This window comes from Nocardioides sp. (assembly GCF_044226765.1).
GTDB lineage: Bacteria > Actinomycetota > Actinomycetes > Propionibacteriales > Nocardioidaceae > Nocardioides.
In genome coordinates this window covers 66,039-80,836 of sequence record NZ_JBGAGJ010000012.1, presented here as the reverse complement: position 1 = coordinate 80,836, position 14,798 = coordinate 66,039, and the positions used below count along the sequence as shown (strand labels likewise).

The 14,798-nt window shown below is 71.4% G+C and carries 10 protein-coding genes and 1 pseudogene; 5 read left to right on the top strand and 6 right to left on the bottom strand.

Annotated elements, in window-relative coordinates:
- Complete coding sequence (locus ACILRH_RS19910) at positions 1 to 936, top strand: 1,4-dihydroxy-2-naphthoyl-CoA synthase (protein WP_395695807.1); 936 nt, start codon at positions 1 to 3, stop codon at positions 934 to 936.
- 19 nt (positions 937 to 955) lie between these two features.
- Here the strand turns inward: ACILRH_RS19910 and ACILRH_RS19905 are convergent, their stop codons facing one another.
- From ACILRH_RS19905 to ACILRH_RS19895, 3 genes are read right to left on the bottom strand one after another with little or no spacing between them, the layout of a single operon-like run.
- Complete coding sequence (locus ACILRH_RS19905) at positions 956 to 1,963, bottom strand: VOC family protein (RefSeq protein WP_395695806.1); 1,008 nt, start codon at positions 1,961 to 1,963, stop codon at positions 956 to 958.
- The gene (locus ACILRH_RS19900) at positions 1,960 to 2,799 is read right to left on the bottom strand and encodes an alpha/beta fold hydrolase (RefSeq protein ID WP_395695805.1); all 840 of its coding nucleotides are present in this window, start codon (positions 2,797 to 2,799) and stop codon (positions 1,960 to 1,962) included. The genes ACILRH_RS19905 and ACILRH_RS19900 overlap by 4 nt, the downstream gene beginning before the upstream one ends.
- A gap of 14 nt (positions 2,800 to 2,813) precedes the next feature.
- A complete protein-coding gene (locus ACILRH_RS19895) occupies positions 2,814 to 4,418 on the bottom strand; it encodes a bifunctional 3-(3-hydroxy-phenyl)propionate/3-hydroxycinnamic acid hydroxylase (protein WP_395695804.1) in 1,605 nt (534 codons plus the stop codon).
- Between the two features lie 75 nt (positions 4,419 to 4,493).
- On the opposite strand from ACILRH_RS19895, the pseudogene ACILRH_RS19890 reads away from it, so the two are divergent.
- Together ACILRH_RS19890 and ACILRH_RS19885 are read left to right on the top strand one after the other, a co-directional pair.
- Positions 4,494 to 4,772: pseudogene (locus tag ACILRH_RS19890) on the top strand (TetR/AcrR family transcriptional regulator); the annotation flags it as partial.
- Positions 4,773 to 5,231: 459 nt separating this feature from the next.
- On the top strand, positions 5,232 to 6,614 hold the full coding sequence (locus tag ACILRH_RS19885; RefSeq protein ID WP_395695803.1) for a tryptophanase: 1,383 nt from the start codon (positions 5,232 to 5,234) through the stop codon (positions 6,612 to 6,614).
- 212 nt (positions 6,615 to 6,826) lie between these two features.
- Here the strand turns inward: ACILRH_RS19885 and ACILRH_RS19880 are convergent, their stop codons facing one another.
- Both ACILRH_RS19880 and ACILRH_RS19875 read right to left on the bottom strand, forming a co-directional pair.
- Positions 6,827 to 8,878, bottom strand: a complete 2,052-nt coding sequence (locus ACILRH_RS19880; protein ID WP_395695802.1) for a dehydrogenase — start codon at positions 8,876 to 8,878, stop codon at positions 6,827 to 6,829.
- Positions 8,879 to 9,973 carry an SDR family oxidoreductase gene (locus ACILRH_RS19875; RefSeq protein ID WP_395695801.1) on the bottom strand — a complete coding sequence of 365 codons (1,095 nt, stop codon included), beginning with the start codon at positions 9,971 to 9,973 and terminating at the stop codon, positions 8,879 to 8,881.
- 313 nt (positions 9,974 to 10,286) lie between these two features.
- Here ACILRH_RS19875 and ACILRH_RS19870 point away from each other — a divergent pair, with 313 nt between their 5' ends.
- On the top strand, positions 10,287 to 11,816 hold the full coding sequence (locus ACILRH_RS19870) for a Re/Si-specific NAD(P)(+) transhydrogenase subunit alpha (RefSeq protein WP_395695800.1): 1,530 nt from the start codon (positions 10,287 to 10,289) through the stop codon (positions 11,814 to 11,816).
- Entirely contained in the window at positions 11,816 to 13,231 is a 1,416-nt protein-coding gene (gene pntB / locus ACILRH_RS19865) for a Re/Si-specific NAD(P)(+) transhydrogenase subunit beta (protein ID WP_395695799.1), read from the top strand. Before ACILRH_RS19870 ends, pntB begins: the two co-directional genes overlap by 1 nt.
- Positions 13,232 to 13,259: 28 nt before the next feature.
- Here the strand turns inward: pntB and ACILRH_RS19860 are convergent, their stop codons facing one another.
- A complete protein-coding gene (locus tag ACILRH_RS19860; protein ID WP_395695798.1) occupies positions 13,260 to 14,714 on the bottom strand; it encodes an MFS transporter in 1,455 nt (484 codons plus the stop codon).
- Positions 14,715 to 14,798 lie beyond the last annotated feature (84 nt).

The window sequence follows — 14,798 nt, the reverse complement described above, 5'->3', positions numbered from 1 at the left end:
ATGAGCGCCATCGACGGGGTGTCGGAGATCTTCGACGCCGACGCCTGGGACGCCGTCCCGGGCTTCGAGGACCTGACCGACCTGACCTACCACCGCGCCAGGGCGCACGGCACCGTCCGGGTCGCCTTCGACCGTCCCGACGTGCTCAACGCGTTCCGGCCGCACACCGTGGACGAGCTGCTCCGGGTCCTCGAGCACGCGCGGACGTCGAGCGACGTGGGCTGCGTGATCCTGACCGGCAACGGCCCCAGCGCCAAGCACGGCAAGTGGGCGTTCTGCACCGGCGGTGACCAGCGGATCCGCGGGCGCGCGGGCTATATGTATCAAGATGAGCACCGCGCGGAGGGTGAGACGGCGGAGACGACCGTCGACAAGGCCCGCCTCGGGCGGTTGCACATCCTCGAGGTCCAGCGGCTGATCCGGTTCATGCCCAAGGTCGTCATCTGCGTCGTCCCCGGCTGGACTGCCGGCGGCGGCCACAGCCTCCACGTGGTCTGCGACCTCACCCTGGCCAGCGCGGAGGAGGCCCGCTTCAAGCAGACCGACGCCGACGTCGGGTCGTTCGACGGCGGCTTCGGGTCGGCGTACCTCGCCCGCCAGGTCGGCCAGAAGCTGGCCCGCGAGATCTTCTTCCTCGGCCAGGAGTACTCCGCCGAGGACGGCGTCCGGATGGGCACCGTCAACAGGGCGGTGCCGCACGCGGAGCTGGAGCGGGTCGCGCTGGAGTGGGGCCGGCTGGTCAACGGCAAGTCGCCGACGGCGCAGCGGATGCTGAAGTACTCCTTCAACCTCATCGACGACGGCCTGGTCGGCCAGCAGCTCTTCGCCGGCGAGACGACCCGGCTGGCCTACATGACCGACGAGGCCCAGGAGGGCCGCGACCAGTTCCTGGAGAAGCGCGAGCCCGACTGGTCGCCCTTCCCCTGGTACTACTGACCAGTCCTGCGAGCCCCGGTCAGGCCGGCACCGACGCCGGGTCGCGCAGCTCGGGTACGGCGGCCTCGGCCCGGCGGGCCGAGCGCAGGGCCTGCCGGACCATCCCCATCTTGTGGATGATGTCCTCGCCGACCGGGGTGTGCCCCCACAGCGAGATGCCCTGGTAGGTGGTCGGCTCCCAGGTCGACTCGAGCTCCTCGGTCACGACCAGCGGGCTCCAGCCGACCTCGAGCTCGAAGCCCGACGGGGTCTGGCAGTAGAAGGAGATCGAGCGGTCGTTGGGGTGCTGGCCGACCGACCACATCATCGTGAAGCCCTCGGCCTTGACCCGCTCGTGCGCGGCGACCATGTCGTCGAGCTCGGCGACCTGCACGTTGACGTGCTGGATGACGGTGCGGATCGGGTCGACCGCGAACCGCTGCACGCCGGCCACGGCGACCGAGTGATGCCGCTCGTTGACCCGCAGGAAGCGGATGCGCAGGTCCACGGGTCCGATCCGCTCGAGGATGAAGTCGGACAGGCGGGCGTCGAAGAGGGTGCCGTAGTAGCTGTGCAGGCCCAGGACGTCCTTCGACGTGATCGCGACGTGGCCCATGCCGCTCTCGCCGGTGACGAACGCCGCGTTGCGCATGGCCAGCGGGTCCGGGGTGGTGACGGGCGTCGTGAAGATCTCGGTCGCCGCACCCTTCGGGCCGGGGAACCGCCACAGGCGCTCCACGCCACGCAGGGCGCACTCGTCCGCGGTCCCCTCCTGGACCGGCAGACCCCGCGAGGTGACCCGACCGAGGATCACGTCGAAGGTCTCGTGGTCGTCCACCTGCCAGCCGAGCGCCGTGACGTCCTCGGCCGGGCCGCGCTGCAGGAGGAAGCGGCACGCGCGGTCGTCGAGGCGGAAGCGGGTCGTGCCCGGCGCGATCTCGTCGACGTGGAGACCGACCGCGTCGGCCCCGAACCGGCGCCAGTCCGTCAGCCGCTGGGTCTCGACCACGAGGTAGCCGAGGTGGACATTGCCGAAGACGTCGTTCATGCCGCGTCCTCTCCGAGGAAGAGGGTGGCCAGGGACCGGAACCGGTCGACCTGCTCGATCTGGACCCAGTGGCCGGCGTCGGGCAGGACGTGGAGCTGGGCGTGGGGGAGCAGCTCGGCGAGGTAGTAGGACGACTCCTTGCGGATGATCCGGTCCTCCCGCCCGTGGACCAGCAGCACCTCGTGCTCGATGGCGACGAGGTCCTCGACCGGGAAGACGAGGAGCGGTCCGTCCGGGCTGAAGGTGCGCAGGTGCGACCGGCGGACGTCCTCGCGGGCGGCCACCTCGGCGCGGTCGGCGGCAACCTGGTCGATCTGGTCGCCGTACAGGCCGGTGTCGTGGAGGAACCGTCCCATCAGGTCGAGCATCGCCTCGGGGGACGGGTCGTCGTAGTAGGTGATCATCTTGATCAGGTCGGCGGTGGGCTCGATCGGTGCGCCGGCGCTGCCCATCAGCACGACGCGGTCGAACCGCTCGGGCGCGCGTTGCACGAGCAGCAGCGCGATCATGCCGCCCATCGAGTTGCCGACGACATGGGCGCGGCCGACCCCGAGCGCGTCGAGCAGCCCGAGCATCGCCTCGGCCCGCGCTGCCGCCGAGCCGGCCACGCCCAGCGGTAGGTCCTCGGGGTGCGAGGAGTCGCCGAAGCCGAGCAGGTCGGGTGCGACGTGGTGGTAGCCGGGCATCGTCGTGATGAGGGCCGCCCAGTTCGACAGGGCGCTCACACCGGGCCCCGACCCGTGCAGCCACAGGATCGTCGGGTCGGCCGGGTCGCCGGCCTGGTGGGTGTGGATCGTCCACTCACCCACCGGGACGTCGGTGGTCGTCAGGTCCATGGGGTCTCTCCTCGTCACGACAGGGCGGGGGCGGGCTCGGGGCGGCGTACGGCGGTGGCGGTGCTGCGCGCGGCCGGGACGTCGAGGCCCGTGGTGTCGGTCGCGGCGACGAAGCGGTCGGGGCGCACGACGACGACCGCGGCCCGGTGGCGCCGCATCCAGCCGGTGAGCACGCCGGTGTGGTCGATGACGTCCTCGGGACCGTCGGTGGTGGCGAAGCCCACCCGCACCGTCCGGAAACGCGCGCCCAGGCGTGTCCACGCCGCCACCTGGTCAGCGGTCATCGCGTCGCGGGGGTCGACGCCCGCGCCCAGGACCACGAAGCCGTCGCCGACCAGGTCGTCGAGCAGGTGCTCGCGGCCCTGGCGGTCGAAGACGGACGGCTGCGGGATCATCCGGCCCAGGGCGTTGCGACGTCGCGGCCGGCCGGTGACCCAGCCGTCGGTGAACCGGTTCGTGGCGTTGCTCGGCTGGAGGACCCGGTTCCAGAAGGGGAGGTGTCGGGCCCACGGGCCCACGGTGTTGCGCACCGCGACCAGCGCCCGGTTGTCGGCCTCGATGAACATGCCCAGGCGCACCGACATCTCGGTGAGCAGGCGCACGTGCGGCCACCGCTCCGCCTCGACCGTGTTCAGCACCGCGTCGTCGAGCTCGCCGCGGCACACCGCGGCGAGCTTCCAGGCAACGTTGTGGGCGTCGCGGATCCCCGACTGCATGCCCTGGCCCGCCCACGGCGGCATCAGGTGCGCGGCGTCGCCGATGAGCACGACCCGGTCGCGTCGCCAGCCCTCGAGGTGGCGCAGGTGGTGGCTGTAGAAGGCGTAGCCCTTGATCCGGACCCGGGACTCGTCCATGCCGAGTGCTCGCAGCCGTCGCCAGACCTTGTCCTCGGTGTCGTAGTCGGCGTCCGTCTCACCCGGCGCGAGGGGGATCTCCCACCGGTGGTTGCCCTTCGCGAGCGGGATGTCGACCACCGGCCGGACCGGGTCGGACCAGAAGACGAGCTCGTCGCTGCCCGGCCACGGATCGAGGACCTCGCCGTCGATGACGACCCAGCGACGCGGCCGGGTCGTGCCCACCATCGACAGGCCGAGGGACTCGCGCACCGGACTCGAGCCGCCGTCCGCGCCGACCAGGTAACGCACCCGCAGGGAGTACGGGCGTCCCCGGTGGTCGGTCGCGCAGACCGTGACGCCGACCCGGTCCTGCTCCACCCCGGTGAAGGAGTGGCCGAAGCGCACGTCGAGGTCGTCGTACCTCGACGCGGCCTCGCGGACCACGGCCTCCATCTTGGGCTGGTAGATCATCATCGCGGTCGGGTGGCCGAGCACGTCGGGCTTCTGCACCAGGCGGAAGACCAGCTTCTGGCGGTAGGTCTTCCAGCTCACCGCGGGCATCACGTCCATGTCCTGCTTGGCCCGCTCGGCGACGTCGAGCTCCTGGAGGATCCGCAGCGTCCAGTCGTTGACCGTGACGGCGCGGGCGCGGGCGTAGAGGTCCTTGTCCTTCTCCAGGACCACCGTCCGGACGCCGGCCCGGGCGAGGAGGCTGGCGGCGATCGCGCCGCTCGGCCCGTAGCCCACCACGGCGACGTCCGCGTCGAATCCCCCGGCGTCCATCGCGCCACCTCCCTGCCATGACCGAGATGCCATTACTGAACCGACCGGTCCAGTCAGTTTTGGTAGGATGCGGGCATGTCCACCGATCTGTCAAGCACTCCGCGTCACTACGATCGGGTCATGACGGTCTCGGCGGGGAGCGACGGCGTGCGACGCAACGCCCAGGGCCAGCGCGTGCGCGAGGAGATCCTCGACACCGCCTCGCGGCTGATGTCGGAGTACGGCTACGACGGCGCGAGCATCTCGGCGATCATCAAGGCGTCCGGCATCCAGAAGAGCTCGATCTACTGGCAGTTCGACTCCAAGGCCGCCATCGCCGCCGCGGTCATGGAGCGCGGCGCGCGCCGCTTCTTCGACGCGACCCCGCTGCGCCGGGCGCGGGGTGACGCCGGCACCCGGCTGCGATCGTTCCTGCGAGCCATCGCCGCGAACCTCGACGAGCACCAGGAGTTCCTCCGGCTCTTCCTGACCCTCGTCCTGACCAACCGCGATCCCGGCGTCGCCGACGTGCTCGACCGGGTCCGCAGCGAGGCCCTGGAGCGGATGCGCGAGTTCATCACCGTGGCGTTCGAGGCGGAGGGACCGGAGGTGGCCGCCGAGATCGGCGAGCGCCTGGCCGGGCTCGGGGTCGCGCTCTTCGACGGCTACTTCCTCGCCGCCCAGATCGACGGGCCCGAGGGGCGGGAGCGGCGGGTCCTGGACATGGCGCGCGCCCTGGAGCACTCCGGTCGGGCGCTCGCGGCCGCGCGGGCCTGACGCACTGAGGTCTTTCGGCCGTACCTCCCAGGGTGGTCGGAGACCACCATGGCCGGCATGGACGAGCCGGGCTTCCGCACCATCTTCGAGCCGTTCCGGATCCACTCCGTGGAACCGCTGCGGCTGACCACGCGCGCCGAGCGGCGCGAGCACCTGCGCACGGCCGCCTACAACCTCTTCCAGGTGCGTGCCGAGCACGTCCTCGTCGACCTGCTGACCGACTCGGGTACGGGCGCGATGAGCCGGGACCAGTGGGCCGCGATCCAGCACGGCGACGAGTCCTACGCCGGCTCACCGTCGTACTTCGTCTTCGCCGACGCGGTCCGCGAGCTCTTCCCGTTCGAGCACGTGATCCCGGTCCACCAGGGCCGCGCGGCCGAGAAGATCCTGTTCTCCGTCATCGGCGGCCCGGGTCGGGTGGTGCCGAACAACACGCACTTCGACACCACCCGGGCCAACGTCGAGGCGACCGGGGCGGAGGCGCTCGACCTGGTCATCCCGGAGGGCCTCGATCCGACGTCGGACCACCCTTTCAAGGGCAACATGGACCTGGCGCGCCTCGAGGAGGTGCTGACGACCCGCGGCGACGACGTCCCGTGCGTCTTCGTGACGATCACCAACAACAGCGGCGGCGGGCAGCCGGTGTCGCTGGCCAACCTGCGCGGCGTCCGCGAGGTCTGCACGCGGTTCGGCAAGCCGCTCTACCTGGACGCCTGCCGTTTCGCCGAGAACGCCTGGTTCATCCGGGAGCGTGAGGAGGGGCAGGGCGACCGGGACGTCGCCGACATCGTCCGCGAGATCGCCGCGCTCGCGGACGGGATGACGATGAGCGCCAAGAAGGACCCGATGGGCAACATCGGCGGCTGGCTCGCCCTGGACGACGACGACCTGGCGACGGCCTGCCGCAACACGCTGATCCTGACCGAGGGCTTCCCGACGTACGGCGGCCTCGCCGGCCGCGACCTGGAGGCGCTCGCCCAGGGGCTGAAGGAGGTGGTGCAGCACGACTACCTCCGGTACCGGATCCGGTCGACGGCCTACCTCGGCGAGGCGTTGCGGGACCGCGGCATCCCGGTGCTGAGCCCGATCGGTGGGCACGCGGTCTACATCGACGCCCGGCGGCTGGCGCCGCACCTGGACCCGCTGGAGTACCCGGGCCAGTCGGTCGCGGTCGCCCTCTACGAGCTGGGCGGCATCCGCTCCTGCGAGATCGGCACGGTCATGTTCGGTCGCCGCCCCGACGGCACCGAGGTGCCGGCCGCCATGGACCTGGTGCGGCTGGCGATCCCGCGGCGGACCTACACCCAGAGCCACGTCGACTACGTCATCGAGGTGTGCGAGGCACTCGCCGAACGCGTCGACTCCCTGCCGGGATACCGGATCGTCGACGAGCCGCGGGCGCTACGGCACTTCACGGCGTCGTTCGAGCCGATCACCTGACCCTGCCGGTCGCCGCCCGGGGACGTCATCCGGTCTGGTCGCCCGGGCGGCCGGTTCGGATGACGTCCTGCGCGGGCCTCGGGGAGGTCATGCGGTTTGGTTGCTGGGGCGGCCGGCTCGGATGACGTCCTGCGCGGGCCTCGGGGAGGTCATGCGGTCCGGTCGCTGGGGCAGCCACCTCGGATGACGTCTCGCGCGGGCCCCGTCGGCGCTCAGCCGGTCGCGGCCACCGCGCGCGCGGCGAGCGCCCGCTCGCGGATGTCCGCGATCTGCTCCGGGGTGAACACCCCGTTGACCCCCGAGATCGCGGCGAGCTTCATGCCGTGCTTGAGGCCGAGGCGGTAGATCTCCTTGACCTTCTCCCACTCGATGTTGCGCCCGACGGTGAACGTCTCGTAGCGACCCTCGAGCGCGAGGACGACGGTCTCGGCCAGGCACGCGTAGACGACACCAGGCGGCAGCCCGATGTTCTTCATCCGTACGTCGCCGGGCAACTCGATCTCGCCGGACTCGACGACCAGCACGTCGGGCCGCTTGGCGACGTCCTCGGCCGAGAGGTCCAGCGGCCGGGCGACGTCGGTGATCACGCACCCGGGCTTGACCGCCATGATGTCGAGCACCCGCTTGCCGGCACCCGACGTCGCGGTGACGATCAGGTCCATGTCGGGGAGGTGCTCGTCGGGGGTGGCGGCGACGTGGACCGTCGCCCGCGGGTGCTCCCGCTCGATCTCCTGCTTGAGCGTCAGCAGCTTGGCGGTCTCCGGGGAGACCAGCCAGAGCTCGTCGCTGGCCAGGGCGAGCAGCCGCGCGCAGACCGAGCCGATCGCCCCGGTCGCGCCGACGACCATCGTCCTCCCGTGCAGGACCCCGTGCTCGTCGACCTCGGCGATACCGAGCTGGAGGAGCGCGTCGTGCGCGGCCCAGAGCGCCCCGGAGGCGCTGTAGCTGTTGCCGGTCGTGACCGGCAGCGACGCCTTCTTGGCCACCGTGACCCCGGCGTCGCCGACGACCTTGGTGAAGGCGCCCAGCCCCATGACCTGGGCGCCCAGCTTGCGGGCGATGTCCGCGGCCTGGAGCAGGCGTGCGTAGGTGAACTCCGGGCTGTGCGCCATCAGCTCCTTCGGGGTGCCACCCACGGTGATCAGCCAGCCCTCGGCCTCGGCGCCGGTCGGGGAGGTGATGCCGGTGACGTGGCTGTAGGTGAAGGGCGGGGCGTAGGCCAGCGCCTTCTCGATGGCGTCGTTGACCACGCCGGGCGAGAGTCGGGTGATCGTGCCGAGTGGCTCCACCTTGTCGAAGAACGACTGCGACAGCGGGTGGATGACGAAGGCGAACCGGCTCTTGCGCCGCCAGCCGTTGGGGTAGAGCAGCCGCGGCTCGAGCCCGGACTCGACGATCATGTCCAGCATGTCGTCGTTGGTGAGCGGCCCGCCGCCGACCAGCGCCTGCATCATCGCCTCCAGGACGGCCGCATTGACCGTCACGTCGAAGGGCTGCGGCACGCTGTCGAGCACCAGGTCGACGCCGCGGTCACCGAGGTCGGCGAGCCGCTCGTCGGAGACGGCCGCGCTGATCAGCGTCTTGCCGGCCAGGTCCTCCAGGCCGAAGCCGACCAGCTCGTCGTACGTCGCCACGACGACGTCGGCGTCCCGCGCCGCCCGGCGCGCGAGCGCGGTGCTGAGCCCGGTGCCGGGCGCCTGGATCTTCGACTTCACCGTGCTCGGGAGCAGGTGCACCGGCCGCAACGCCGTGTGCACGGCCAGCCCCAGGATCGGGTTGGCGACCACCTTGGCGGGCAGGTCGAAGCGGAGCAGCGGGTCGGCGAACTCGATGTTGTCGGTGAACTCCCGCAGCAGCCGCGTCGTCCGCGCGTGGTTGAGACCGCCCAGCACGACCGTCCGCGCGTTCGAGAGGTAGCCCGGCATCTCGGCCTGGAGGTACCGGATCGCCCACTCCTGCAGCACGTCGCCCAGGGCGTGCCCGTCGCTCACCGGCACGCCGGTGGTCGTCTGCTTGATGGAGTCGATGGCGTCGAGCTCGCCGTCGTAGAGACCCACGGCGCGGGCCTCGCGCACGCCCGTGACGGCCACCGCGTCCGCCTCCGCCGCCCACGACGCGACCAGTCGGCGCGCCGCGTCGACGTCGCCCGACGTCCCCGTCCGCACCAGCCGGAAGGTGTGGTCCAAGAAGCTGACCGTCGTGTCGTGGTCGCGATCGGGCCCGGTGAGGCTGATGTTGACGACGGTGAGCTCGGGCGTGGGCACTCAGACCATCGCCTTCGAGGTGATCTCGGCGTGCGCGAGCATGAAGTCGACCAGGCGGTCGGCGTACTCCTCGAACGGTGGGCAGGCCACGCCGGTGCCGGCGAGGTCGTTGGTCGTCTGCTTCGTCGAGTACGTCGTCGGCGAGGCGAAGTAGTCCACCGCCTCGGCCGGCAGGCCGAGGAGGTGCTCCATGCCGGGGACCTTGTCGATGAGGGCGTGGGTCGGGCTCAGTGGCGCCGGGATCCACACCACGCGCTTGCCGAGCCGGTGGGCGAAGGCTCCAACGACCTGGCGCGCGGTCGGCGGGTTCGGGTCGGTGAGCGCGTAGGTCCGGCCGACGGACCGGTCCTGGACGGAGAGCACGTCCATGGCGTCGACCACGAAGTCGCGCGGGACCAGGCACACGCGGACGGCGTCGGGATCCCCGACCCGGGGCACGACGGCGACCGGACCGGGCTGGCGCTTGAGGAAGCCCGCGATGAAGTAGGGGCCGTCGAACTTCTGGGTCGCGCCCGTGGCCGAGTCGCCCACGACGATGCCGGGCCGGTAGATCGTGGCGCGCAGGCCGCCGGCCATCGCGTCGCGGACCAGCTGCTCGGCGACGAACTTGGTCGACTCGTAGTGGTTGCGGAACGGCTGGCCCTGATCGAGCACGTCCTCGCCGAACTCGCCGTCGTAGCGTCCGCTGACGTAGCAGGTGCTGACGTACTGCAGCCGGTCCAGCCGGGGGAGGGCCTGGCAGAAGTCGAGGACGTGCGCGGTGCCGTCGACGTTGACCCGGTGCGCGACCTCGGGCGGCACCGCGAGGTCGTAGACGGCGGCCAGGTGCCACAGCTCGGTCACGTCGTCGAGGGCGGCCCGCGCCGCCTCGTCGAGCCCGAGGTCGGCCGTGGTGATGTCGCCGACGACCAGGTCGACCCGGTCGCGGACGTGCGGGTGGTCGCGCTCCAGCTCGGCGACCCGCTCCTGCGCGGTCGCGAGGTGCTGGGCCTGCACCAGGCACACGGCGCGGGAGCCGTCTCGCCGCGCCAGCAGCCGCGGCAGCAGGGCCGAGCCCAGGAACCCCGGGAAGCCGGTCATCAGCAACGTGTCCATGGCAGTGCACTCCGTCTCTCGTCCGACGTCGTCGACACCTCGACCGTAGGGGCGTGCCGGCGTCGTCGCGATGGGCGGAAGGCCCGACTTCATGGGACTGACGGGCGTCAGCTGCCGGGAGGCGCCGGGTGGCGTCGGCGGAGGGGTCCTGCGGACTTCAGGCCCTACTTCTGAGGACCACGGCCGGGTAGCGTGCCTCGCGCCCGGCCGGTCCACGAGGTGGACCGACGCGACTGACGTGACTCCGGTCACTGACAGGGGGCGAGGCGGACTGGTGAGGTGTCACCGGTCGTCGTCGTCCCAGGAGGTCCTCGTGCGTATCGGTGTTCCCCGTGAGTCGCGTGCGGGCGAGACGTTGGTGGCTGCGACCGCGCAGACCGCCGGCCGTCTGGTCAAGCTGGGGTACGACGTGGTGGTCGAGTCCGGTGCGGGTGTGGCCGCCAGCCAGCCGGACGTGATGTACGCCGACGCCGGCGTCACGGTGGGGTCGGCCGAGGACGTGTGGTCCAGCGACATCGTGGTCAAGGTCGAGGCGCCGACCGAGGAGGAGTCCGCGCGGTTGCGTCGCGGGGCCACGGTGGTGTCGTTGATGGCGCCGGCCCGGTCGCCGGAGCTGGTGGAGCGCCTGGCGTCGGCGGGGGTGACCGCCCTGGCGATGGACGCGGTGCCGCGCATCTCGCGGGCGCAGTCGATGGACGTGCTGTCGTCGATGGCGAACGTGGCGGGCTACCGCGCGGTCGTGGAGGCGGCGCACGCGTTCGGCCGGCAGTTCACCGGCCAGGTGACGGCGGCCGGCAAGATCCCGCCGGCGCGGGTGTTCGTGGTCGGCGCGGGCGTGGCGGGCCTGGCGGCGATCGGTGCGGCGGGGTCGATGGGCGCGATCGTGCGGGCCTTCGACGTGCGGCCCGAGGTGGCCGAGCAGGTCGAGTCGATGGGGGCGGAGTTCGTCACCGTCGACATGGTCAGCGAGGTCAGCTCGGACGGCTACGCCAAGGAGATGACCGCCGAGCAGGAGCAGGCGACGGCTGCCATGTACGACGAGGAGGCGCGTGCGGCCGACATCGTGATCACCACCGCGTTGATCCCGGGCCGTCCGGCGCCGCGGCTGATCACCGAGGAGACGGTGGCCGGGATGCGGCCGGGCAGCGTGATCGTGGACATGGCGGCGGCCAACGGCGGCAACGTCGCGGTCACGGTGGCCGACCAGGAGGTCGTCACCGACCACGGGGTGCACGTGCTGGGGTGGACCGACCTGGCGGGGCGGCTGCCGGCGCAGACCTCCCAGCTGTACGGCACGAACATCGTCAACCTGCTGACGCTGATGACGCCGGGCAAGGACGGCGTCCTGGTGCTGGACCTCGACGACGTCGTCGTGCGGGGCATCACCGTGGCCCACGAGGGTGCGTCGATGTGGCCGCCACCGCCGGTGCAGGTGTCCGCGGCCCCGAAGGCCGTCGCTCCGGCTGCGCCGCCGGAACCGGCCCCGCCGAAGAGGCGGCGGCCGATGTGGCCGGTGTTCGCGGCGGTGTCGGTGCTGCTGTTCGTGGTGGCCTCGACCGCCCCGGACCCGCTGCCGGAGCACTTCTTCGTGCTGACGCTGGCGATCGTGATCGGCTACTACGTGATCGGCAACGTCCACCACGCCCTGCACACCCCGTTGATGAGCGTCACGAACGCGATCTCCGGGATCATCGTGGTGGGCGCGATGCTGCAGCTGGGTGTCGACGACACCGCCGTGCGCGTCCTGGCGTTCGTGGCGGTGCTCCTGGCCAGCATCAACGTGTTCGGCGGGTTCGCGGTGACTCGACGGATGCTCGGCATGTTCCGGAAGGCGGACCAGTGATGGATGCGGTCTCGATCGCGGTCGGCGCCTATCTGGTCGCCTCCCTGCTGTTCATCCTCAGCCTCGCGGGGCTGTCGCGGCACGAGAGCGCCCGCAACGGCGTCTCCTACGGCATCGCGGGCATGGCGTTCGCGCTGGTCGCCACGGTCGGGCTGCTGGTCCACGACACCGACGAGACGCTGCCGCTGGTGCTGCTGGTCGTCGCGGTCGCGGTCGGCGCCACCATCGGGCTGTGGCGGGCCCGGGTGGTCGCGATGACCGGGATGCCCGAGCTGATCGCGCTGCTGCACTCGTTCGTGGGTCTGGCCGCGGTCCTGGTGGGCTGGAACGGCTACCTGTACGACGAGGGGCTGACCGGGTCGCTGGAGCAGATCCACAACGCCGAGATCGTGATCGGCGTGTTCATCGGTGCGGTCACCTTCACCGGATCGATCGTGGCGAACCTCAAGCTGTCCGCGCGGATCAAGTCCGCGCCCATGGTGCTGCCGGGCAAGAACGTCCTCAACCTCGGGGCGCTGGTGGCGTTCGCGGTGCTGACCGTGTGGTTCGTGGCCACCCCGAACCTCGGGCTGCTGGTCGCGGTCACCGTCCTCGCGCTGGCCCTGGGCTGGCACCTGGTCGCCTCCATCGGCGGCGGTGACATGCCGGTCGTGGTGTCGATGCTGAACAGCTACTCCGGCTGGGCGGCCGCGGCGTCGGGGTTCCTGCTGGACAACAACCTGCTGATCGTGACCGGTGCGCTGGTCGGGTCGTCCGGTGCCTACCTGTCCTACATCATGTGCGAGGCGATGAACCGGTCGTTCATCTCGGTCATCGCCGGCGGCTTCGGCATCGAGGCCGCCCCCGACCCCGACCGTGACTACGGCGAGCACCACGAGATCACCGCCGACGCCGTGGCCGAGCTCCTGGCCGACGCCTCCAGCGTGATCATCACCCCGGGCTACGGCATGGCGGTCGCCCAGGCGCAGTACCCGGTCGCCGAGCTCACCTCGAAGCTGCGTGCGCGGGGCGTCGACGTCCGGTTCGGCATCCACCCCGTCGCCGGCCGGCTGCCCGGCCACATGAACGTGCTGCTCGCCGAGGCCAAGGTGCCCTACGACATCGTCCTGGAGATGGACGAGATCAACGACGACTTCCCCAGCACCGACGTCGTCCTGGTCATCGGCGCCAACGACACGGTCAACCCGGCCGCCCTGGAGGAGCCCGGCAGCCCGATCGCGGGCATGCCGGTGCTCCACGTGTGGGAGGCCCGCCACGTCATCGTCTTCAAGCGGTCCATGGCCGTGGGGTACGCCGGTGTCCAGAACCCGCTGTTCTTCAAGGACAACACCAGCATGCTCTTCGGCGACGCCAAGCAACGCGTCGAGGACATCGTCCGCGAGCTCGCCGACCTCCCCGCCGGGGCGTCGCGCTGACGTCGGGTCGCGGCACCAGCGCCAGCGGTCAGGTGGCGACGGGGCGGTCGGCGGCGAGCGCGTGCTCGAGGGCCTCGTGGTGGGCCCGCACCTGGCCGCGTGAGGGCAGCAGGAGGCTGGCCACCCCGGCGAGCGCGTAGCCGGCGGCGGCCACCCAGCAGGCGGCGACCAGGCCGTCGCGCAGCGACGCGGCGTCGTACGACGTGCCCACGACGTGGAAGAAGACCGTGCCCGCCACCGCGACGCCGAGCGCCGCGCCGACCTGCTGGATGGTGCCGTAGGTCCCGGAGGAGGCGCCGGCCTCGGAGGTCGGGACGGTCGCGAGCGCGACGTCGACGAGCGGCACCACGAGCAGGCCGAGGCCGATCCCGCAGACCACGAGGGGCGGGACCAGGCTCCACGTCGAGAGCGAGTCACCCTGCTCGCTGACCGTGGCCAGCACCCACACGGTCGCCACCGCCTGCACGAGTGCTCCACCGACGACCACGACCTTGCCCAACCGGGTGCCCAGGGGGACGGCGACCGCGGTCCCCACGAAGGCCCCGAGGCTGAAGGGCAGCATCGTGGCGCCGGCGTGGATCGCCGACCAGCCGAGCCCGGTCTGCACGTAGATCGTGAACGTGAGCCCGAAGCCGGCCAAGGCGCCCTGGAACGCCCCCTGGGTGACCAGGCCGGCGGAGAATCCGCGGTCGGAGAACAACCGCATGGGCAGCAGCGCCGAGCCGGTACGACGGTCCCGGCGGCGTTGCTGCGAGACGAAGACGGCCAGCAGGACCAGGCCGGCGGCTCCGACGGCGAGGATCCATGGCGCCCAGTCGACCTGACGGCCCTCGACCAGCGCGTAGACCACCCCGAGCAGCCCGGTCGTCGCCAACAGCACGCCCACCGGGTCGAGGCGCAACGGGTGCTCCGACCGGGTCTCGGGGACCCAGCGCAGCGCCAGGACGACCAGCGCGATCCCGATCGGCAGGTTGATCAGGAAGATGCTGCGCCACCCGATGCCGAACGCGTCGCTGCTGACCAGCCAGCCACCGAGCACGGGTCCGAGGACGGCCGACATCCCGGAGACTGCGCCGATGACGCCGTAGATCGGCGCCCGCTCGCGGGGAGAGTAGAGCGCCTGCAGGGACGAGAGGACCTGCGGGACCATCATCGCGGCCCCCGCGCCCTGCACCACGCGGGCGACCAGCAGCACGCCGATCGTCGGAGCCGCGCAGGCGAGCGCGGACCCGGCCGTGAACGCGAGCACGCCGATGACGAACATCCGGCGTCGCCCGACCATGTCGCCGAGCCTGCCGCCGGTGATCATCAAGACGGCGAAGGCCAGCAGATAGCTGCTGACGACCCACTCCAGCTGCTCGCCGGTGGCGTCCAGGCTGGTGCGGATCGACGGGAGTGCGACGTTGACGATGGTGGCGTCCATCAGGTCCATGAAGGACGCGAAGATCAGCACGCCCATGGCGCGGCCGCGCAGGTGCTCCATCGGTCCTCCGGGTGGTTCGACGTGGCGTAGTCTGGGACGAGGGAAGAGGTCCCGATACGGGATAATTCCGATTCGGAATAATTC